General features: G+C 37.9%; 23 protein-coding genes and 2 pseudogenes. 20 read left to right on the top strand and 5 right to left on the bottom strand.

The window, feature by feature from the left end; translation table 11 throughout:
• Positions 1-11 precede the first annotated feature (11 nt).
• Positions 12-692 carry a ribosome small subunit-dependent GTPase A gene (rsgA, locus tag HNR53_RS03550; protein ID WP_184522890.1) on the top strand — a complete coding sequence of 227 codons (681 nt, stop codon included), beginning with the start codon at positions 12-14 and terminating at the stop codon, positions 690-692.
• 261 nt (positions 693-953) lie between these two features.
• Positions 954-1,166, top strand: a complete 213-nt coding sequence (locus tag HNR53_RS03545) for a hypothetical protein (RefSeq protein WP_184522888.1) — start codon at positions 954-956, stop codon at positions 1,164-1,166.
• 378 nt (positions 1,167-1,544) lie between these two features.
• On the opposite strand, the gene HNR53_RS03540 is transcribed toward HNR53_RS03545, so the two are convergent.
• On the bottom strand, positions 1,545-1,955 hold the full coding sequence (locus HNR53_RS03540; protein ID WP_184522887.1) for a DoxX family protein: 411 nt from the start codon (positions 1,953-1,955) through the stop codon (positions 1,545-1,547).
• A 94-nt stretch (positions 1,956-2,049) separates the two neighbouring features.
• The gene (locus tag HNR53_RS03535) at positions 2,050-2,583 is read right to left on the bottom strand and encodes a MarR family winged helix-turn-helix transcriptional regulator (RefSeq protein ID WP_343065260.1); all 534 of its coding nucleotides are present in this window, start codon (positions 2,581-2,583) and stop codon (positions 2,050-2,052) included.
• 142 nt (positions 2,584-2,725) lie between these two features.
• Here HNR53_RS03535 and ppsA point away from each other — a divergent pair, with 142 nt between their 5' ends.
• From ppsA to HNR53_RS03475, 14 genes and pseudogenes are all read left to right on the top strand, one after another.
• The gene (ppsA, locus tag HNR53_RS03530; protein ID WP_184522885.1) at positions 2,726-5,320 is read left to right on the top strand and encodes a phosphoenolpyruvate synthase; all 2,595 of its coding nucleotides are present in this window, start codon (positions 2,726-2,728) and stop codon (positions 5,318-5,320) included.
• A 293-nt stretch (positions 5,321-5,613) separates the two neighbouring features.
• On the top strand, positions 5,614-6,045 hold the full coding sequence (locus HNR53_RS03525; protein ID WP_184522883.1) for a CBS domain-containing protein: 432 nt from the start codon (positions 5,614-5,616) through the stop codon (positions 6,043-6,045).
• 496 nt (positions 6,046-6,541) lie between these two features.
• The gene (gene rlmN / locus HNR53_RS03520) at positions 6,542-7,606 is read left to right on the top strand and encodes a dual-specificity RNA methyltransferase RlmN (protein WP_184522881.1); all 1,065 of its coding nucleotides are present in this window, start codon (positions 6,542-6,544) and stop codon (positions 7,604-7,606) included.
• A 333-nt stretch (positions 7,607-7,939) separates the two neighbouring features.
• Positions 7,940-8,647 (top strand): DNA alkylation repair protein, encoded by a 708-nt coding sequence (locus HNR53_RS03515; RefSeq protein ID WP_184522879.1) that lies wholly within the window; start codon positions 7,940-7,942, stop codon positions 8,645-8,647.
• 147 nt (positions 8,648-8,794) lie between these two features.
• The gene (locus tag HNR53_RS03510; protein ID WP_184522877.1) at positions 8,795-9,091 is read left to right on the top strand and encodes a putative quinol monooxygenase; all 297 of its coding nucleotides are present in this window, start codon (positions 8,795-8,797) and stop codon (positions 9,089-9,091) included.
• 242 nt (positions 9,092-9,333) lie between these two features.
• Positions 9,334-9,462 (top strand): annotated as a pseudogene (locus HNR53_RS23615) (Rpn family recombination-promoting nuclease/putative transposase); the annotation flags it as partial.
• 152 nt (positions 9,463-9,614) lie between these two features.
• A pseudogene (locus tag HNR53_RS23765) lies at positions 9,615-9,713 on the top strand (Rpn family recombination-promoting nuclease/putative transposase); the annotation flags it as partial.
• Positions 9,714-9,871: 158 nt separating this feature from the next.
• Positions 9,872-10,381: a GyrI-like domain-containing protein gene (locus HNR53_RS03505; protein ID WP_246439259.1), complete on the top strand. Its 510-nt coding sequence runs from the start codon at positions 9,872-9,874 to the stop codon at positions 10,379-10,381.
• Between the two features lie 216 nt (positions 10,382-10,597).
• A complete protein-coding gene (gene vanR, locus HNR53_RS03500; RefSeq protein WP_184522873.1) occupies positions 10,598-11,293 on the top strand; it encodes a vancomycin resistance response regulator transcription factor, VanR-F/VanR-M family in 696 nt (231 codons plus the stop codon).
• Positions 11,286-12,410 carry a HAMP domain-containing sensor histidine kinase gene (locus HNR53_RS03495; protein ID WP_184522871.1) on the top strand — a complete coding sequence of 375 codons (1,125 nt, stop codon included), beginning with the start codon at positions 11,286-11,288 and terminating at the stop codon, positions 12,408-12,410. Before vanR ends, HNR53_RS03495 begins: the two co-directional genes overlap by 8 nt.
• A 71-nt stretch (positions 12,411-12,481) precedes the next feature.
• Positions 12,482-13,396, top strand: coding sequence for a VanY-A/VanY-F/VanY-M family D-Ala-D-Ala carboxypeptidase (vanY, locus tag HNR53_RS03490; protein ID WP_184522869.1), 915 nt, complete (start codon positions 12,482-12,484; stop codon positions 13,394-13,396).
• Complete coding sequence (locus tag HNR53_RS03485; protein WP_184522866.1) at positions 13,393-13,905, top strand: VanZ family protein; 513 nt, start codon at positions 13,393-13,395, stop codon at positions 13,903-13,905. Before vanY ends, HNR53_RS03485 begins: the two co-directional genes overlap by 4 nt.
• An 80-nt stretch (positions 13,906-13,985) precedes the next feature.
• Positions 13,986-14,324: a metal-dependent hydrolase gene (locus tag HNR53_RS03480; RefSeq protein WP_184522865.1), complete on the top strand. Its 339-nt coding sequence runs from the start codon at positions 13,986-13,988 to the stop codon at positions 14,322-14,324.
• A 529-nt stretch (positions 14,325-14,853) separates the two neighbouring features.
• Positions 14,854-15,063: a hypothetical protein gene (locus HNR53_RS03475; RefSeq protein ID WP_184522863.1), complete on the top strand. Its 210-nt coding sequence runs from the start codon at positions 14,854-14,856 to the stop codon at positions 15,061-15,063.
• Positions 15,064-15,401: 338 nt separating this feature from the next.
• Here HNR53_RS03475 and HNR53_RS03470 read toward each other — a convergent pair whose 3' ends face one another.
• Complete coding sequence (locus tag HNR53_RS03470) at positions 15,402-15,842, bottom strand: hypothetical protein (protein ID WP_184522861.1); 441 nt, start codon at positions 15,840-15,842, stop codon at positions 15,402-15,404.
• Entirely contained in the window at positions 15,832-16,221 is a 390-nt protein-coding gene (locus tag HNR53_RS03465) for a hypothetical protein (protein ID WP_184522859.1), read from the bottom strand. Before HNR53_RS03465 ends, HNR53_RS03470 begins: the two co-directional genes overlap by 11 nt.
• Positions 16,222-16,375: 154 nt before the next feature.
• Between HNR53_RS03465 and HNR53_RS03460 the strand changes: the two genes are divergently transcribed.
• The 4 genes from HNR53_RS03460 (at position 16,376) to HNR53_RS03445 (ending at position 20,774) form a co-directional block, all read left to right on the top strand.
• Positions 16,376-16,699, top strand: a complete 324-nt coding sequence (locus tag HNR53_RS03460; protein WP_184522857.1) for a hypothetical protein — start codon at positions 16,376-16,378, stop codon at positions 16,697-16,699.
• A 94-nt stretch (positions 16,700-16,793) separates the two neighbouring features.
• Complete coding sequence (locus HNR53_RS03455; RefSeq protein WP_184522855.1) at positions 16,794-18,212, top strand: M20/M25/M40 family metallo-hydrolase; 1,419 nt, start codon at positions 16,794-16,796, stop codon at positions 18,210-18,212.
• Between the two features lie 286 nt (positions 18,213-18,498).
• Positions 18,499-19,458 carry a peptide-methionine (S)-S-oxide reductase MsrA gene (msrA, locus tag HNR53_RS03450; RefSeq protein WP_184522853.1) on the top strand — a complete coding sequence of 320 codons (960 nt, stop codon included), beginning with the start codon at positions 18,499-18,501 and terminating at the stop codon, positions 19,456-19,458.
• 398 nt (positions 19,459-19,856) lie between these two features.
• Positions 19,857-20,774, top strand: a complete 918-nt coding sequence (locus tag HNR53_RS03445) for a ketopantoate reductase family protein (protein ID WP_343065279.1) — start codon at positions 19,857-19,859, stop codon at positions 20,772-20,774.
• A 142-nt stretch (positions 20,775-20,916) separates the two neighbouring features.
• Here the strand turns inward: HNR53_RS03445 and HNR53_RS03440 are convergent, their stop codons facing one another.
• On the bottom strand, positions 20,917-21,885 hold the full coding sequence (locus HNR53_RS03440; protein ID WP_184522849.1) for a DUF5643 domain-containing protein: 969 nt from the start codon (positions 21,883-21,885) through the stop codon (positions 20,917-20,919).
• Positions 21,886-21,979 lie beyond the last annotated feature (94 nt).

Raw genomic sequence — 21,979 nt, 5'->3', positions numbered from 1 at the left:
ATGTAAGTGGGATGTTTGCGAAAAAGAACCCCACTGCTTCAGCTGTGGGAGTGGTCAGAAAATCAGATCTATGTTTTGAAATAGAGAACAGACTTAACGAAGTATCATCAATAGCTTTAGGTGTAGATGTGCACGTAACAACAAGTACTTTTGATGGCGGGCATCAATCATTAAAAAAATATCTAACAAACGGACAGACGGTTGCCTTTATCGGTTCATCTGGTGTTGGTAAATCAACCTTAATTAATCGTCTTCTTGGTGAAAATGTATTAGACACGAGTGAAATAAGAAACGACGATAAAGGAAGACATACCACAACAAGACGTGATTTAATCATGTTACCTGAATCTGGGGCTGTGATTGACACTCCAGGGATGCGTGAACTGGGTGTCATGAGTGCCGATTTTTCAAAATCCTTTGCAGATATTGAAGAACTAGCAACAGAATGTAAATTTAACGATTGCACTCACAGGAATGTGCCTAATTGTGCTGTGCAAAAGGCCGTTCAGGATGGAAACTTGACCGTTGAAAGATTAGCAAACTATCGAAAACTAATCAAAGAAACAAAGTATGAAGGTTTGAACTCTAAAATGATAGAAAAAGAAAAACTAAATGACATGTTTAGTGAACTGGGCGGCATGAAAAATGCTCGGAAGTTCTTAAAAGAACAACAGAAGAAAAAACGCAGATAAACTGTATAATAATTGGATAAAAGAGCAAAAAGACCATCATCCTCAAGGTTGATGGTCTTTTGTATAGAGGACAAACCTGTCCCCCTTCAATTATGCAATCATTGGGGTAGAACCTGATCATGAGGCAAATATTCGAAGAAGAAAAAATGATAATTGTGATATAAATAATTATTTAGGAAAAAAATAAAAATTGGACGTCTCCCACCACGCAAAGTATGGGCGTCGACCACCAAAGACAATAAAACAAAAGGGGAGATATAAATGCTCTATAAAACAGCACAAGTTGAAATGGGTAAGGAAGCAGAAGTTCAGAATTATTTAAACAGCCTCGGTCTAAAAAATGAACCATATACATTGTCTGACGGAACTACTTTTTTTGAAATTGAAGCTCCAACTGATTCCATAGTAGGGGAAATTGAAAAATTAGAAGGGGTAAAAGAAGTAAAGGATACTGGTTTCTATTCGGGAAGTTAAAAAAGAGAATAAAAACACTGCTGCCTCATATGACGCATATCTATAACGATATAAGAGATCCGATAATATTAGGTTCTCTTTAGCTGTTCCTTTCCATTTGAAGAACAAAGGGTCAATCCCCAACCGCTTTGACGCAGCCGGGGATTGAATTACCTTTTTAACTTTATTCAGCAGAAGTCCCCACTTCTATAAGTGGGGGGATAAATGCAATGACTTTACCGATTCAGTGGGGTTCAAACCCTGGCTGAATAAGAGTTAAGCCTCCGGCGTATGCGTCGATTTTTCAAAGAAAATTTTTCGAGCAGGCGCGCTAGTATAGGGCGCATATACGCCAAGGCGCATTTGATCAAATATGAATTGCCTTAAAAAGACCTTGATTTACCAAAATTTGAAACCAAAAAGTGCATCTAGTGATAGGGAACCGGGACCTGTTAGTACGATTCCCAATGCGATAACAATTAGGATAACATTATACTCGATTCCACCTGTATCTGAAAACATTCCATTTTTATGTGTTACTGTTTTAATGGCCACAATCATTGGGACAATGATTAATAAAGCAGCCAATGGAGTTAGTAATCCAAAAGCGAATAAAATGCCGCCAATACATTCACCTATCCCGGCAAATAGTGCCATCGTTTTACCAGGTTTGATGCCAATTTTTTCAAAAAAGTCGCCTGTTTTCTCAGGACCATTTCCTCCAAACCATCCAAATGCTTTACGTGCCCCGTGTGCAGAATAATAAAAACCGACTATAATTCGAATAATTAAAAGGCCGAGTGCTTCCATTTAGTAATACCCCCAAAATGTTTTCTCTTAGTTGCTATAGCAACTATAATATTAAAGAAAATTAGTTGTCTATGCAACTAATTTTTTCGATCAATTATTGCCCAACATTTTGGCGGATTTTCATTAAAACCTTTTCAGCTGTTTCTAATTCTTCCTGCGTAATTCCAGAACGCACAGTCCGATTAAACTCTTCGATAATGGGATATACCATTTTACTGAGTTGTTTTCCATTTTCCGTAAGAAATATATGAATAGATCGAGCATCAGTTTTACTGCATTGTCTCCTGATAAATCCTTTTTTTTCAAGACTATTTATCATACGGGCAATATTTGTCTTATCTTTATTCAATCCTTTTGCAATTTCATTTTGACTTAGCCCATCCTGTTCCCAAAGTAGCATCAAAATTAAATTTTGTTCGGGTGCCAAATTCAGAGGTGATAACTTAGTCTTGATGCCATTTGTAAGGGTTAGGTCCGTTTGATGAATCAAAATGCTAATATAATCTGAAAAAGAAAATTTCATTTGTACGCCCAATCCTCTTCCATAAACTAATTTCAGTAATTTGTTCCTATACAATTTTTGTAATTCAAAAGGGAACGTATTATTAAATAAGGCTTCTCTTTTCATAATCAGATGGATTTCCGTCAAAGTCCGGTTGTTGATCTCTTCCTACTTTCATTATATCATCTAAAAAATTGTTAAAATAGACTGTTTATAGTCATTTAATGCTGATAAAATCAAATAACCTTACAGGTTAGGAGAGTTGTGGATGAATTCTTTTGTTCTGAGTTTCAAGGAAATGGAAAAAATACAGTTATTGCAGGTCGGCGGAAAAGGCTTGAAGTTAGGCGAATTATCAAAAATTCAATGCCTACAGGTTCCCGAAGGATTTTGTGTGACCACAGTGGGATATCAAAAAGCCATTCCTCAAAACGAAACATTTCAGGCTTTATTGGAGCAGCTAGCAAAGCTGCAAGCGAAGGATCGAGAGCAAGTTGCAGAAATCAGCAGAAAGATTCGCCAAACCATCATGGGAACTGAAATTCCTTCCGAAGTTGTGAAAGCAGTAGCTCATCATCTCTCTCAGCTCGGCGATGAACATGCGTATGCCGTACGTTCAAGTGCGACAGCTGAAGATTTACCACATGCCTCTTTTGCCGGGCAGCATGATACCTATCTAAATATCATTGGAATAGAAGCCATCCAGCAGCATATCCGTAAATGCTGGGCATCCCTCTATACCGAACGTGCGGTTACTTATAGAATGCAAAACGGATTTGACCACAGTCAAGTCTACTTAGCCGTTATCGTTCAAAGAATGGTTTTCCCACAAGCTTCAGGCATTTTATTTACCGCTGATCCGATTACTTCTAATCGAAAGCTCCTATCCATCGATGCCAGTTTTGGACTTGGGGAAGCGCTCGTCTCCGGTTTGGTCTCGGCTGATTGCTATAAAGTTCGGGAAGAGCAAATCGTTGAGAAGGAGATAGCGGCAAAGAAATTGGCTATTTATGGACGAAAAGAAGGCGGGACAGAGACACAACCGATTGATTCAAAGCGGCAAAAGACACAAACTCTAACGGATGAACAGATCATACAGTTAGCAAGCATCGGTAGACAAATCGAAGCTTATTTTGGCTGCCCGCAAGATATCGAATGGTGTTTTGCTGCTAATACTTTTGATATCGTCCAAAGCCGCCCCATCACCACTTTATATCCTATTCCTAAAGAAAATGATCAAGAAAATCACGTCTATCTATCTGTCGGTCATCAACAAATGATGACCGATGTCATGAAACCACTTGGATTGTCTTTTTACCTCTTAACAACTCCAGCACCGATGCGCACAGCTGGTGGAAGGCTGTTTGTTGATGTTACCCATCATCTAGCTTCGCCTGTTGGAAGAGAAGTTTTATTAAAATTAGGAGAATCGGATCCGCTCATAAAAGACGCATTGACGACCATCATGGAGAGAGAGGATTTTATAAAAACAATACCAATGGATCAAAATGCACAAAGTCACAGAAGAAACTATTTGGATGTGCCGGAAATCGAAAATGACCCAACAATTGTTTCTGATTTGATGAAGCGCACTCAAACCTCAATAGAAGAGTTAAAACAAAATATCAAAACGAAATCAGGTCCTGAGCTATTTGATTTTATTCTTGAGGATCTGCAGCAATTAAAGAAAATATTATTTGATCCGCAAAGTTCGAAGGTGATTATGGCCGCCTTGAATGCTCCTAAATGGATCAATGAAAAAATGTTTGAGTGGTTAGGTGAAAAAAACGCAGCGGATACGCTTTCTCAATCTGTACCAAACAATATTACTTCAGAAATGGGCCTCGCCCTGTTGGATGTCGCCGATGTGATTCGCCATTACCCGGAAGTCATTGCCTGCTTAGAGCGCGCAAAGGATAATCACTTTATGGAGAAAATGATTCAGTTTGCAGGCGGGCGGGAAACTAGAGAAGCGATTACTGATTTTCTTACCAAATACGGAATGCGGTGCAGCGGAGAAATCGATCTGACTAGAACGCGTTGGAGTGAAAATCCACTCACACTTGTTCCAATGATTCTTAGTAATATCCATCACTTCGAGCCGAATGAAAGTGAACGGATATTTGAACAAGGGAAGAAAGCTGCTTTGAAAAAAGAACAGGAATTATTAGAACGATTGGAGAAATTTCCAGGTGGGGAACAAAAAGCAAAGGAAACAAAACGAATGATCGACCTCATCCGGAATTTCAGCGGTTACCGTGAGTATCCAAAATACGGCATGATAAATCGCTACTTCATTTATAAGCAAGCCTTACTGAGAGAAGCAGACCAACTAGTGCAAGAAGGCGTCATCCACGAAAAGGTAGATATCTATTATCTCTCCTTTGAAGAACTCCATGAAGTTGAAATCACAAAGAAACTGGATAATAAGATGATCAACAAACGTAAAGACGAGTACAAATTCTATGAAAAACTAACTCCGCCGCGTGTCATCACATCGGATGGTGAAATCATTTCAGGTCAGTACAATCGAGAAAATCTCCCAGCTGAAGCGATTGTAGGGCTGCCTGTTTCTTCTGGAACGATAGAGGGAAGAGCACGTGTCATCTTAAATATGGAAGAGGCTAACTTAGAAGATGGAGATATATTAGTTACCGCCTTTACCGATCCTAGCTGGACTCCATTATTTGTATCAATAAAAGGCCTCGTCACCGAAGTTGGCGGACTCATGACCCACGGTTCCGTCATTGCGCGTGAATATGGCTTACCTGCAGTGGTCGGAGTAGAAAATGCAACGAAATTGATAAAAGATGGGCAGCGAATTCGGGTGAATGGGACGCAAGGATGTATTGAAATATTGTAATCACTCGATAAGTCAGATGGATTTAAACTTTATTATGTTAATAGGGCATTATCAGCATGTGAAAAATTAAGATTTTGCCGGATCAGGAATGGGGAAGGTACCTAAATACACATAAGCCTTAAGACCTAATTCTATAAATCATCAAGTAACTTGCATTTTTCCTAACGACTTATAGCACGCTAAACAATAATTCTTCAACCTTGTAGTTTCGTCTTCTTCATCTTAAAAATGGAAGAAGCTGGCCTAGAAGAAGAAGAGGGGTTAAACATTATTTAATAAGGATGGTTGATAAAATGAAAACAGTTCAAGACATTATGACCAAAAATGTAAAAGTGTGCGCACCCCATGATTCAGTCGCTGCAGCGGCAAAAATTATGCGTGACATTAATTGCGGTACCGTTCCCGTTTGTGAGGGAAAGAAAGTCGTTGGTATGATTACCGATCGTGATATCGTATTAAATGTTGTTGCAGATGGCAAGGATAGCAATAGTGTCCATTGTCATGATTGTATGACGAAGGATGTAATCACCTGTTCTCCAAATACAGATATACATGAGTGTTCCAGGATGATGTCTGATCACCAAATCCGACGCATTCCTGTTGTGGAAAATGGAGAAATAGTGGGGATTTGTGCGATAGGGGATCTTGCAAAGGTGAATATTTTTATCAATGAAGCAGGTGACGCTTTAAGTCAAATTTCCGAACCTACTCATTTACAGCATTAATGATCTGATTTGGTCATTCGATTAAAATGATTCATAAAAAGCCAGGGAACTTTCCCCGGCTTTTTGTTTTGGCTTGTTAGAACAGATTTATCAAATTCTAGCAGCCCATATTTCAACTTATTTGTAATGTCACAAATATACGATAAAATTAACATAGAAATTCAATTGATTGATCAACGGGACATGCTGGAATGGACGCTTTATTATTGGTCGAAATGGTTTTCCGTTTCGTGAGGAGCGGACAGGATTATTCTGAACAATAAATTACAATCTATTTGGAAATTTAAAGAATGATAATAATGGGTAAACCCATTATTTTGAACAAAAAATGGAAAAATAATTGAAGAATGGATACCGATAACCATTATATTTAAAGGTAAAATAGTTTAAGATGAATGATGGTGAACCGGATCACAGCAAATGAGGTCTTTCATAAGAATTGCTAGTTGATCTACTTTTGTAGTAGAATATTTTTTTAAAAGAAAAGAGGGAACGTATGAATAAAAAATCCATTTATGGTTTGACATTTAATCAATTAATGGAGTGGCTTATAGAACATGGTCAAAAGAAGTCTAGGGCATCACGGGTCTGGGAGTGGCTTTACAGGAAGCGTGTAACAGATTTCTCTTCCATGATAGATGTGAATCAAGAATGTTTGAAATTACTTGCAGACAATTTTGTCATTCAAACCTTAAACCAGCATGTTAAGCAGGAATCCGAAGATGGAACGATTAAGTTCTTGTTCAAATTACAGGATGGAAATTTGATTGAAACGGTTATGATGCGGCATAAATATGGCATATCAGTTTGTGTCACAACACAAGTCGGCTGTAACATCGGCTGCAGTTTTTGTGCGAGTGGATTATTAGCAAAAACCCGGGATTTATCTAGTGGGGAAATTGTAGAACAGATCATGAATGTGCAACTGCACCTGGATAAAATGGGGCAGGGAGATATGGTGAGCCATGTGGTTGTGATGGGGATTGGCGAGCCATTCGATAATTTTGATAATCTGCTAGACTTCTTAACAGTAATTATGGAGCATAAAGGTCTTGCCATAGCAGGCAGACGAATCACAGTATCGACCAGCGGGCTTGCTCATAAGATTTATGAGTTTACTGATACTCAAATCCCTGTTAACCTTGCTATTTCTTTGCATGCACCAAATGATGAGCTGCGAACTCGTATTATGAAAATAAACAGAGTCATTCCAATTGAAAAATTAATGGAGTCGCTGAGGTATTATCTAGCTAAAACAAACCGCAGGCTGACGATCGAATATATTTTGTTAAAAGATGTAAATGATCATAAGGAACACGCAGAACAACTTGCGGAGCTGTTAAATGATATAAAAGATCGATTATACGTCAATGTAATTCCGTATAATCCTGTTGATGAACATAGTCAATATCAAAGAAGTGAGATGGAATCAGTTCTATCATTTTATGATACGTTAAAAAAGAAAGGCGTAAACTGTAAAATTCGCCAAGAGCATGGGACAGATATTGATGCGGCTTGTGGACAATTAAGAAGTAAACAAATGAAAAAATCTGAAGTTTAACTCCAGGCGTTTTGTTCATATGAACAATTTAGCTGAACGTGTCTTCGCATAAGTGGATGGTGCCTGGTACTTTTTACTTTTTCAAATGACTGCCACAATGACAGTTTACGGCTGTCAAAATTCAATCGTTACTAGATCGTTCTTTTTTATTTACCAAGAATTTCTTTTGCTAACACCTAATTATTCGGGTGCGTTAATAGGAAGCCTTTGCAAAATACTTGAAAAGAAAAGGTATGAGAAAGATTAACTTCAATCTGCTATGGAATCTTTAAATGTTCATTTAGTTCTCCATATGGTAATATATCGGAAATATCCTTTTTATGGAGGTAATATATGAACGTTGAGGAGATTTTGGAGAGACTTTCAGAGCTTGGGTCAGCGCAAACGAAGAGAATATTTATGAATCATGGGGCGAGTGGGAATCTTTTTGGTGTTAAAGTTGGGGATTTAAAAAAGCTCGTTAAATATGTTAAAAAGGACCAGGAGTTGGCCTTGGCATTATATGATACTGGAAATTCTGATGCGATGTATTTAGCAGGTTTGTCTGTTAATCCGAAATTGATGGAAAAGGAAACCCTTCAGAAATGGGTAAAAAAGGCAAATTGGTATATACTTGCAGAATATACGGTTGCAGGTGTGGCGGCAGAAAGTCCATATGCGTTGGAACTTGCATGTGAATGGATGGAGTCAGATGAAGAAATGACAGCAGTTGCTGGCTGGAGCACCTATGCCAATTATCTATCTATTACTCCTGATGAAAAGTTGGACTTAGAGGAAATTAGGGACCTGCTGCATAGGGCTGAAAAAACAATTCATCAAGAAAAAAACCGCGTTCGTTACTCGATGAACGGCTTCGTGATCAGTGTTGGAGCCTATGTAAAGGCCTTACACGATGAAGCGATTATAGTTGCCGGGACAATCGGTAAGGTTCAGGTCAATATGGGCAATACCGCATGTAAAGTTCCCCATGCTGTTTCTTATATAAAAAAAGTAGAAGAGCGGAATAAAATTGGTGTGAAACGAAAGACTTGTATTTGTTAATTAATGGATGGAGGGACAGTCCATTGTCTTGCCAAAGGAAAATATTTTGACATGTTACAGATATGGAGTCTAAGATTTCATCTAATTTTTTATGATTACATGATATAATGGGAATAAATGGGATAGATTTGAAAGGATGTAGGAACGATGATTATTATCCATGCCACATTTCATGTAAACCCTGCAAAGCAGGACGTGTTTTTGCAAGAAATTCAGCCGTTAATTGCTGCTTCAAGGGAAGAAGATGGTAATATTTCTTACTGTCTGCAAAAAGATTTAGAAAATGAAAATGTTTATACAATGGTGGAGATTTGGCAGGATATGCAAGCAGTAACCTATCATAATTCAACCGAGCATTTTAACCAGTTTGTAGGCAAAGTAAATGACTTATTGACTGAACCGTTAGATATTAAAGCTTACGAGGGACAACAGCTAGATTTATAGTGGGAGAGGCATGACGCCAGGTCCGCTATATTAGGTTCGCCATCAATAGAACTTATATTTTAGATTTTTTTCGAGGGACTCCAGTTAATGGGGTTTCTTTTGCTTTTTCTCCATTTTAGAAACGTATTGTACTGACAAAGTATTTCGTCCAGAAATTGACGGTTAGTTGTCCAGGGGGTCACATCAGTCCCTTGACCCATTTAAGAGCTAAAAGGTTGCTTGGGACAAGGGACCTGTCCCTCATTATGATTCCTATTATGAATTACCCGCTATTCCCACATGAAAGCGACAGCTTACACAATGTTTTTCATCTAACAGAAGACAAAGAACATTTCATCTGGAGTCCTCATCTAGAAATCCACGCCTTTGATTTATCCCGCCTGAACGGGCATTAAGACTCCCATCTTGAGATTTCGAGCAAACAAGGAAGATAGGTGGGAGATCAACTGCCCGTAAAGGTCCGATTGGTTCAACTAACCATCAGTGGGGGATGAAGGAACCCCCCGCTGACGGAAGGTTCACCTTATCCCAATGCATAGTAAAATGGAAGAAGTATCGTAGGGAAATGAAGAATAATCCGTCTCCAGAACTACCATGGCTAATGATGTTATCAGCTGCCGACCAGATGTTGCCTATAAATATGGCTATCAATCGATTGAAGGATTTTCAAGAGCTTTTCGTGAATGGAGCGGTTTTTTACCTTCAGAAGTAGCGAAAAACAAATTTCAAAAATCATTTCCCAAATTTGCATTTTACATCGATATACGGGGAGGAAAATCAATGGAGTTCAAAATTGAGAAAAAGGAAAAGTTTTATATAGTAGGTGTATCGAAAAGGGTACCGATTCAATTCAAAGGTGAAAATAATGCGATCATCGAACTAGCACAGTCTATTTCCGAACAACAAAGAACGAAAATGCATCAATTAGCTGATTTATATCCACATCAAGTCTTGAACGTGTCCTATGATTTTGATGAAGGCTACTTAGAAGAGAAAGGTTCCTTAACCCATATGATCGGTTTTGCCACGACACAAGAAAATGCATTCGCTGATTTAGAGCAAATCTCGATTGAAGAAAGCTTATGGGCGATTTTTCCTAATCAAGGTCCATTCCCTGAAACACTGCAAGAAACCACTGCCAATATATATGCGGAATGGCTGCCTTCTTCAGAATATGAAGCAATCGATCTGCCTGGCATTTCTTTTACAAAATACAACGGTACATCGGAAAATGTATACAGTGAAGTCTGGCTGTCAGTAAAGAAAAAAGAAAGCAATAAACGAGGCTGATGATTGCATTTAATCCTCAATACACTACTTGAAGCCAGTCAGGAGATTCTGACTGGTTCTTTTGGGATCCAATAAAGTCAATGTTGGTTTGAAATTGTGGCTTCAACATAGTGTTATAATTGACCGTGTTGAAGATGTTTTTAAAAGTAAGCAGCTTTGGAAATTTAATGATAAATAAAAAATACACCAATGGAACTTGAATTAGGAGTGAGGTAGATGAAACGTATATCGATATTAATTGCTGATGATGAGGAGGAAATTGCGGATTTAATTACTATCCATTTGGAAAAGGAAGGATACTATTGTGTTAAAGTAACGGATGGGCAAAAGGCTGTGAGTGTTGTCGAGACTCAGGTCATTGATTTGCTGATTTTGGATATTATGATGCCAAAAATGGATGGATTTGAAGTAATCCGCCGCATTCGTGAAAAACATAATATGCCCATCATATTTTTGAGTGCTAAAACATCTGATTTCGATAAAGTACAGGGACTGGTCATAGGAGCGGATGATTACATGACTAAACCATTTATACCCATTGAATTGGTAGCACGGGTAAATGCACAGCTGCGTCGCTTTATGAAGTTTAATCAACCTATGACCCAACAGAACTCAAACTTGGAATTTGGGGGATTAACGATTTCTCCTGAACAACGTACAGTAACGCTATATGGTAGGAATATTGAGTTAACACCGAAGGAATTTGAAATTTTATATTTATTAGCCAGTAATCCAAATAAAGTTTATAGTGCTGAAGATATTTTTCAAAAGGTATGGGGGGATGCATACTATGAAGGTGGGAATACCGTTATGGTTCATATTCGTACTTTGCGGAAAAAACTTGAAGAGGATAAACGGAAAAATAAATTGATAAAAACTGTATGGGGGGTAGGTTATAAACTCAATGGTTAAAATACTGCGGGGCTTTCGTTCAAAAATGATCATAATGTTGGGTTTAAGCATGTTGTTCTCCAGCATCATAACATACCTACTCTTTAAAGTACTTCAATTGTATTATTATACAAATGTTAGTCATGGAGATACACTAGCTTATGTTCGCAAAATCATAGGAAATTTTGGAGACATTAACTTCTTTTTACTGTTATTTATCTTGCTTTCGATATTATTATTCTTTTTCCTTACAAAACCCTATACTGCCTATTTAAATGAGATTTCAAAAGGAATTCATTATCTCGCTCAAGGGGACTTTAAGCATCGAGTGCAAATATTGTCAAATGATGAATTTAGCGATATTGCACAAAGTATCAATTTGGCAAGTGAAAAATTAGAAGAAGCGATTCTGCGAGGAGACTTTTCAGAAAGCAGTAAGGATCAATTGGTCGTCAATTTAGCTCATGATTTGCGGACTCCACTTACCTCTGTTTTAGGATATTTGGATTTAATCATGAAGGATGAAAGCTTGAATAAAGAACAAGTCCGGCATTATTTAACGATTGCCTTTACTAAATCTCAGCGTTTAGAAAGACTAATTGATGAATTATTCGAGATAACTAAGATGAATTATGGCATGTTACCAATTGAGAAGAAACCAATCGATTTAAGTGAGCTGCTTATTCAATTGAAAGAAGAGTTGTATCCTGTCTTTGAGCAAAACGATTTGATAGCAAGGATGAATATGACTTCCCCTTTATCTATTATGGGTGATGGAGAGTTATTGGCACGGGTGTTTGAAAATCTTCTCATTAATGCAAATCGCTATGGGTATGAGGGGCAGTATGTAGACATCAACGGTTTTATTGATGCAGAGGAAGTAGTTATTCAAGTTATCAATTACGGAGATATCATTCCTCCAGATGAACTGCCGCATATTTTTGATATGCTTTATACTGGTGACAAAGCACGAACTCATCAAGAAAATAGTACAGGCCTCGGTTTATTCATTGCGAAGAATATTGTAGAGCAGCACAATGGGACAATAACTGCCGAAAGTGACTTAATACGCATGATATTTGCAGTCCGATTACCAATGGAGGATTCCCAAGAAGTAAAAAATTTAAGGGAAATTTAATATTTACCCCACTTTTTATTTTAGAAGTTTTTCCTATGCTATTAACAAGTTCCATCAAGGAGGAGACTAAAATGAAAAAGTGGGGATTTTTATTATTATTGTGCTTGTGTTTAACCTTCATATATAATGAGCCGTTTTTTGAATCAAAAGAAGAAATACAAAGTGTTGAACAATATGAAAATGGTAAAGCAGCGGATAGGAGAATTTCTGAAATTCTCCAAAAGAAAGAGATTACAAAAGAACAAATTTATCAAGGAAATCTGCTTTTGGTCAACAGTGAATATCCGGTTCACCCAAAAAGTATTAAATCGGATGTCATCCATCTATCACAGCACAATGAAGTGACAAAGGGGTATGGATTGTTAAATAGTGAAATTTATTTGTCAGAGGATATAGCACGTAGATTTTCAGAGATGATTACTGCCGCCGAAAAAGAAGGAGTTCGTCATTTCTCCATTACCAGCGGCTATCGAGATTTTGATGAGCAAAATGTACTTTATCAGGAAATGGGTTCTGACTATGCGCTGCCAGCCGGCTATAGCGAACATAATTTGGGATTATCGCTTGATGTAGGATCTACGCAAATGAAGATGGCTAATGCATCAGAAGGAAAGTGGATAGAAGAAAACGCTTGGAGATACGGGTTCATTTTACGTTATCCAAAGGACAAAACGGCCATCACAGGCATTCAGTATGAACCTTGGCATATTCGCTATGTTGGAATTCCGCACAGTGTGATTATGGAGGAAAACAATTTTTCTTTAGAGGAATATTTGGCTTTCTTAAAAGAACAAAAGTCCATTTCAACTACTATACATGGTGAAAAATATGAAATCACATATTACCCTGTAACCCAAGATACCATTATTCATGTGCCTTTTAATCATCGTTGGGAGATATCAGGCAACAATACGGACGGTGTAATTGTGACAGTGTTTCCAATATCATTACATACTAATCTCAAGGAGGGGGGGATGACAGAATGAAAAAAGTAAAATTAGTGAACAGAATGATTGTACTAGCACTATTTGGCTTTTATATGTATGCATTACTTAGAGTCATTTTATTTAAGTTTCGCTGGAGAGATATGACCTTTCTTATGTATCAACTTCAGAGGAATCTTGAGAACCAGGATCATCTCATGTACCAATTGCAAACAGGTAATTTTATCCCGTTTCAAACAATATTCATTAATATTCAGAGTCTATCGGGCTGGCATGATTTCAGTAATTTGGTTGGGAATATTGCAGCGTTTATCCCATTTGGAATGTTTCTTGTATTATTATCTAAAAATAAAGGGAAGACATTCATAGGCGTATTAACTCTATCTTTGAGTTTAAGTTTATGCTTGGAATGCCTACAGGTTCTTTCTTCTCTCGGAATTTTTGATGTGGATGATTTAATACTAAACACTTCCGGGGGATTGCTGGGCTATGGTGCTATCAAGCTTTATGACAAGGTTTATCGTAAATTCATCAAACGTTGTCCAAGATAGAGATTTTTGAAAAATAAAAATTTTTATCTCTTCCTGCCCAAGGATTTCAAATCCTTTGTATTGCGGGCGGTGTCTCGCTGTTGAATGGGGGATTATACTTTTCTACCTTTTTGTTTTGGACCTTTTTAGCCATCCTTCTTCATGTGTTATTCGATATCTGTAATATTTATGGAACACAAGCGTTACGACCATGGAACCAGAAATGGATTGCGTTAAATATCCTGCCCATTTTTGATCCGTTTATCATGTCCCTGCTTGTACTTGGTACGGTTCTTTGGATTTTAGGATTTTCACCGGGAATGGTCTTTTCTTTTGTCTATATTCTTATCTTGCTCTATATTTTGCTCCGCTATGTCATACAGCAAAAGATCAAAAGGCAGCTGCTTTCCGAAAGTTATTCTGAAGGACCTATACACTAATCCCCATGATGTGCATCAATCAATGGGGGGGATTGCCAGTTATCAAGATCAATATAAGCTGGGAAAATATGAAAATTTCCGGGTCCTTTGATCAAAAGTCATAATGAAGGCAGACAAAAAAAACAAGATCATCCTTGCCTCGAAGCAACATACCTTTGTTCACTTTTTAAAAAAATATTCCAATTGTTTACATGCTAAAGTCTTCGAAAAAATGGATGGTTTCGAGGTACATTGGTATGATCTGCGGTATCAATCGAAAATCAAATTGAAACCGTTGGCCAACTGCCAAAGGAGCTTGTCATTTTGGCAAAGTATGACCAGGTGGGAATTGGAACTGTGGAGAAGTTGTTTAATCAATTGAAAGAGAAACAGCAAGAACGCTTTACTAAAGAATAAGTTAACATATAATAGTGCCTTTTGTGAACGATTATTCTCGCTTTGAGCAGCTGTTGAGAATTATTATGGAAGAAATGCGACCAAGGATAGACATTCCTTATCATACTTAATCTAAATAGATGAGAGTGATTAAATGGCCACTTACAAAGAAATACAAGCGTTTGTAAAAGAGAATTTTGGTTACACACCTAAGACATGTTGGATAGCTCACACAAAAGAAATATGTGGTCTGTCTCCGAAAGTTGCTCATAATAGAAACAAAGTTAATGAGAGAGTGTTTCCTAGTCCGGAAGAAAAACAAGAGGATATTAAAAGTGCATTTCGATACTTTGGAATGATTTAGCATACTATCAATTGCATGGAGAAATGATTAAAGTATTCGAGTAAATAATTTAAATCCCTTTCTGAAGGAAAGAAATTCAAGAAAAAGCCACCGCACATGCAATTAGAACACAAGGAATTTCCAGTGTTTTTGTTTTATCGCGGGAATATGTTCGGTAAAACCTTGTTTCCCAAGAGCGTTTTCACGTGGGAGCTTGGGAATAGTCTTTTGGTATTTGAAGACCTGCATTAAGAAAACAGGAGAGTTAATCAGTTGAGTGAATGATCGGTTCTCCTGTTTGGATTTTTATAGGTTTTTCAAAATAATTGGCTGTAATGAATGCCGGTAATATATACAAGTTATATAATCTTTTGGTCTTCATTCTTTTTTTCACGAATAACAATCTGTTTATCTCGTGACCAATCTAGAAAAAGATCATATGCTTCTTTTGATTTAAATTCAACAATTGTTGAAAGGAATGATTGTTGTACTACATTTCCTTGCTCTAGATCGATAGTGAACTGGCGATTCGCTACTTTGTCCAGGTGCCACCACCATTCTTCAAATGGTTTATCAATTTGAAAGTCATAAATTTGTTTCAAGTGTTCATATATACTTTCAGCCATTTCTAAAAGGAATTGATCCTTTTCCTTCAGTAATGTCTTTTCTTCAGGTGTTAACTCATGATAATGCTGGTGCAAGACAGTTCTCTTATGGAATGCTTCAATCGTCTCAAAGGGACTCATTTCAAAATCTTGAAGGTCTTCACCATAGAATTCAATTTCTTGTTTAAAGCCCATCACTGCGCACCTCCTGAACAGTTCCTAAAAAAATATAGCCCTCATCTTTAGATAAATACTTTGAATAGTTATTCGGGGGAAATGCTGTTTCCATGATTCCGTCTTCTCCAATTATGTCAATCCAATATTTGTCACCAATTACGTAATAACGCTGCTTAAATATTTCTTTAAAATAAAGATTGGTTTCACTATCTAATTCTTTTACTATGTTGACGATGAGTTGGTTGTAGTCTTCTAAACTCCAGTCTAATGGTAAATGACCGCGCCTTTTTCTCTTGTTAAAATGGTGGATATCCATGCCATGTTTCCACTGCGGTCCATCTTCAATCAAATTATCAAGTATTTTTATTACCAGTTTACGGATTTCTGTATTTAACATGATTTCCATCCACATTTAAACTATATACTTAAATTTTAACATACTAATGTAAAATTAGAAATTTCAAAAGAGCTTGATTTTGGTGCAGTTAGGGACTTGCGGGAAAGTTTCATTATCCCAGTTCTCTTCTTAATTGTTATTTGATGGAAAAGAAGTGGTCTTATCAAGTGACCGGGCGGATATCTTACGGCATATGCTTCTGATGTGTTCGAAAGATTCCCCCGGAACGAGAGTGACCTTTCGAAATTATTTTGGCAGTTATGGCAAGGACGGAGAAGTAACCAACGAAAATTTTAGACAAAGAATTTCACGGTTAAGATCGAAGATGGATCAAATCGGACTAAAAGATCATATCATTCAAACAAGACATTTAGATGAAACAGCTTATTACTTTGATGAAAACCTCTCCTATATGGTTTTATACAGAGTGGATGATGTCGTAGCGAACGAATACATCTCCCTTCATTCCAGTAATTGAAAGGGATAAAACTCCAGAAAATGTAATCCTGTGACAGGGGTGTCATAGCCTTTTTGTGATAATAAAGCTACATTCACGAAAGGGAGAGGATTAGATGAAAAACTGGAATGCATTATTTGTTCGCCACGGGTGGTTATTAAAGAAGGAAAAAGAAAATGTATTTGATTGCCGTCATGAAACAGAAATGAACAAACAATTTCTACTACAAAGCTTAGACCAAGCAAATCTATCCTATGATTATGATGGAGAAACGCTTGTGATGCATAGTGGACCAATACAAGAAGAAGAATGGATTTCCATCCTTGATTTTCAGGACCGTGGACATGGAGGATTTCTTTGGTTCAGACCGGGGCTGGAAGAGCCAAAGATACAGGAGCTTGATACGTATATATGCGGGATTGTTCGTCAACTGAATCGGCTTGGATTTTATACAAATGGATCTTGTGATGGTCATGGCCGGAATTCTGCCTCAGTCTCGATTGTCAAAAATGACAAGGACATTGAGCAGCTGGAACAATTGCTTTTAGCGCTAGGGATGAGACGAGTCAACTACCGCGAGAATGCGCGTAGCTTTGTTATTTACTTCTCATTAAGAAGTACGGAACTTCTCCATGTAGCGGAAAAGTTAAGTATGGTGGAAGAAGAGTGGCTAGAAAACGGAATTGACTATATCAAGGAACAGCTCTTTTATGTTCAACTGGAAGAACTCCTTTCTATCCCGGGGGAAAGCTGCAGTGAGGCGCTAATCAGAGAGGTAGTAAAAGAAAAATTAACTCCATTCGTCGACTATATGACGGTCGATCGCTATGGTAATTTACTCGCAGAGAAAACATATAAATCTGACCACGGTCCAACGATTTTACTAAGTGCTCATTTGGATATGTTTGAAGAAATTACAGCGAATCGAAGTATTGTGAAGGAGAACGGGATTTGGTCGAGCAGTGAAGGCATTTTAGGGGCAGATGACCGTGCGGGAGTTGCGGTATTATTGAATATTGCTGAAGCCCTGTATATATCGCCTAGTTTTTCTGGAAAAATAAAATTTATTTTTACCGTAGAGGAAGAAGTTGGCCTTGTCGGGGCAAGAAACGTAGATGAGTACTTTTTATGGGGAACAGATGCTGCGATTGTGGTGGACCGCCGTGGAACCGGGGATATTGTTACATCATGTGGAGGGTATATCCCATTTTGCGAGGAAGCATATGGCAGATTTATTGAACAAGCTGCAACAGAAGCGGGATTAAGTGGTTGGAAATGCATCCAAGGCGGCAGCAGCGATACAAGAATTTGGGCTGGGCATGGAATTCAAAGTGTCAACCTTTCAGTTGGATACAACTATGAACATACGGATGCGGAATATTTGGATATACAAGCTTGTTACGGAACGGTGCAATTAATTCAGTCTTTTCTAGGAAAAGGTCAGGAACTGCGACGGGTGTTGCATGACATAAAAAGAAAAAAGAAAAGTTCATATGAATTAATACTTTATGGTTCTCCTGTTTGCTTTAGTTAAAGCAATGGGAGAACCTATTACTTTTTCATCTAACCTAAGACAAAGAACATTTCATCTGGAGTCCTCATCTAGAAATCCACGCATTTGATTTATTCCAATTCATTCATGGTAAAATGGAAGAAGTATTGAAGAGAATTGAAAAATACTCATACTTCAGAACTTCCATGGCTAATGATGCTGTCAGAAGCTGATATTAAAAAGATAACTGTTGATACCGAAATATTTCGTGAATGTGAGTGAATAGTGTATATACTCGAAGTAACATAGACAGAAAGGAGATGGAATTATGACTCAATCATTGGAACTGGCGACTTTTGCTGGGGGATGTTTTTGGTGTATGGTATCACCTTTTGATGAGTTGCCAGGAGTGAAACAAGTGGTTTCTGGATATACAGGCGGCCATACATCCAATCCAACCTATGAGGTAGTATGTACAGATACAACGGGGCACTATGAAGCAGTTCAAATTACATTTGATTCTACTATTATGTCTTATCAAAAGTTACTGGAACTTTTCTGGCAGCAAATTGATCCGACAGATAACGAAGGCCAGTTTAACGATCGCGGTTTATCCTATCGGACAGTCATTTTCTATCATAGTGAGGAACAAAGAAAAATAGCAGAGGCCTCCAAGAGCAAACTTGCTGAGAGCGGGAAATTCAAGAAACCAATTGTTACAGCGATTTTGCCGGCTGGACCTTTTTATAATGCAGAAGAAAAACATCAGGATTACTATAAAAAGATCCCGTTTCACTATAATCTATATATAGAAAGCTCTGGCCGCGCGAAATATATTCGCGAGCATTGGAAAAAACGAAAAAGCGATGAGGAATTAAGGAAAGACCTTACCTCTATTCAATATGAGGTAACAAGAAATAATGCAACCGAGCCTCCTTTTCAAAATGAGTATTGGGATCATGAAGAAGAAGGGATCTATGTGGATGTTATCTCAGGCGAGCCATTATTTAGTTCAGCTGATAAGTATGATGCGGGCTGTGGCTGGCCGAGCTTTACAAAACCATTACGACGTTCAGAGCTAGAAGAGAAATTTGATACCTCTCATGGATTGAGAAGGATTGAAGTTCGGACAAAAACATCTGATGCCCATCTTGGTCATGTTTTCGATGATGGTCCTGGTCCTGATCGGGCACGCTACTGCATAAATTCCGCAGCTCTTCGGTTTGTTCCCAAAAATAAATTAAAGGAAGAGGGATATGAAGAGTTTCTGAGTCTTTTTAAAAATTAATATAATCAATCCGGGAATATAAAAAACATTTCCGGTTACTTTTTTAATGAACATTCCCTTATGAATTTATCAATGAATTTATTCCAATTCATTGGAGAATGGAAGAAATATCGCAGGGACATGAAGGATAATTCTTCATCAGAACTACCATGGCTAATGATGTTCACTGCGGCAGATAGTAAAACAACAAGTAACTAATTGGAGCAGAGTAGGGAAGTAAGAAGCAGGAGAATCTCGCATAGAGACTCCTGCTTTTATATGCATCTGATTTATTTAAGAAAACATGAGGGGATTTCCTCCAGGTGTAATGATAAAAGTCGAGTTTATCGAAATATCTCGATTATCTATATATAATGATTTGTATGGGTAATTTTCATATGAAAAATAGATTGGTGGGGATGAGATTGAAAAAGATTGAAAAGGTATCAATGATTGGTCTTGGTGCCGTTGGGGCAGCATATGGAAGTAAATTGCATGATTTATTGGGAGATTCATTCCAAGTGGTGGCCAATGAAGGGCGGATTCAAAAATTTGAACAGGACGGAGTAAAGGTGAATGGGCGTAAGTATCATTTCAATTACATTACGCCGGAAACAGAAACCACTCCGGCCGACTTGGTCATTTTTGCCGTAAAAAATGCTGATTTAGCCCAAGCGATGGAGGATATGAAACAACACATTGGACCGGATACGATTCTTCTATCGTTATTAAATGGCATTTCGAGTGAAGATGAAATCAGAGCGGTCTATCCAAAGCAGCACATTCTTTACAGTGTCTGTATTCAAATTGATGCGGTTCGCAACGGCAATGAAACGAATTTCAGCTCGCTTGGCTGGATTGAATATGGTGAAAAGAATAATGCTATAACCGATGAAGTGCGCGCCGTTCAAGAACTGTTGGAGAAAGCGGGAATTAGTTACAAAATCTCGGAAAACATTTTACATACGATGTGGTGGAAATTTATGGTGAATGTCGGTATTAATCAGACATCATCTGTACTGAGAGCTCCATATGGTGTTTTTCAATCGGTTCCAAGTGCGAATGAATGGTCTGAGGCAACGATGCGTGAAGTCGTGCTTCTGTCACAAAAAGCTGGTGCCAATTTAACGGAGGACGATGTGATAAGTTTTCGCCCTGTATTACATAGCATGTCTCCGAATGGAAAAACCTCGATGCTGCAAGATATGGAGGCAGGAAGAAAAACAGAAGTCGAATATTTAGCAGGAAAAGTATGTGAGTTAGGGGAAAAATACGGGGTACCCACACCTATTAATGATCAGCTGTTTAAAATCATTCGTATAATGGAAGAAATGTAAACTTGAGAATGAGGTACAGTTGATTAATTATACAGAAGCTAACGCCTATATTATTACCGCAAAATAAAATTATGAAGTAAAATCTAGAGCCCTCCGACAGTGGAGGGCTCTGGGTTTTGCGCAAATATATTTATCTGCTAGGCTATTCTTTCAATTTAATCGTTATTTCAAATTCCTCCAGATAATTTGGTGCATCCATCGATACTGTTGTAATATATAAATCATCAGCAGGAGGTGTTTTTGAAAAGGATTTCTGGTATTGATTCACCGTACCATCAACCCGTAATGCTGGCCCATCAGATTCATAACGCGTACCGGCTGCATCTTCGAGCCAAAAGGCAATTGCTTGACGATACAAATCTTCGCCTTCTACTTTATAGGTAAATGTGGTTACGCCATTTTCCTTTGTTTTTGATAAAACAGTTAAGTTACCGATGGCTCCTTGAGAAAAGAGAATTTCCTTTCCTTCCCATTTTTCTTTTTCTAATGCAGGTGGATTTTCATTGATCCCGTATGAAATTGGTTTAATGGTGATGGACTCTGGAATGGTTTGCAATGGTTCGAAATAGTACTTATAACTGCCAAAAACTGTCCCATTTTCAGGTCCGCCCCCGCCGCCTCCACCACTTAATGGCTGTAAGAAACGCCCTTTGTCATCGATTACTCGATAGTCAATAAATTCATATTTGTTAGAATGAAAGACCTTCTCATCCATTATTAGACGAAGTGATATCTCTGTTGATGTAGGAAAGAAAGTAATTTTATCATAGTGAATGGTAAGATCCTCTTGCTTCTTTACCTGATTGATCCAAAAGGCTTGATAATTTCCTTTCTTTGTCACTGGTAAGTCCACTGACCATGCATTTCCTTCACGCGGGCGAATGCCAAGGATGAATGAATCAGGAAGTTCTTCACGAACACGGATACTCATCGTTCCGGCATATAATCCGTTTTCAACTTCTGATTCGCCCGTACCCATTCCATGACTGCCCATTGGTTTGCCGTCAATTAAGAACTCAATGCTGGACGTAAATTGACTTTCCGGTTTCTTTTCATTAACTTGAATGGTATTGCCAATATGAATCATGATAGAAATTATTTTATAGACCAAAGAGAATCTGAACGAGAAAGAAGATGTGTTCTTCAATCAGGGGTTATTCTTATTAGTTTAGAGGGACCGAAATAAATAGGAAATATAAGAATCA

It is taken from the genome of Bacillus benzoevorans (assembly GCF_014207535.1).
Taxonomy (GTDB): domain Bacteria; phylum Bacillota; class Bacilli; order Bacillales; family Cytobacillaceae; genus Bacillus_BD; species Bacillus_BD benzoevorans.
This window is presented reverse-complemented; position numbering and strand designations above follow the sequence as displayed.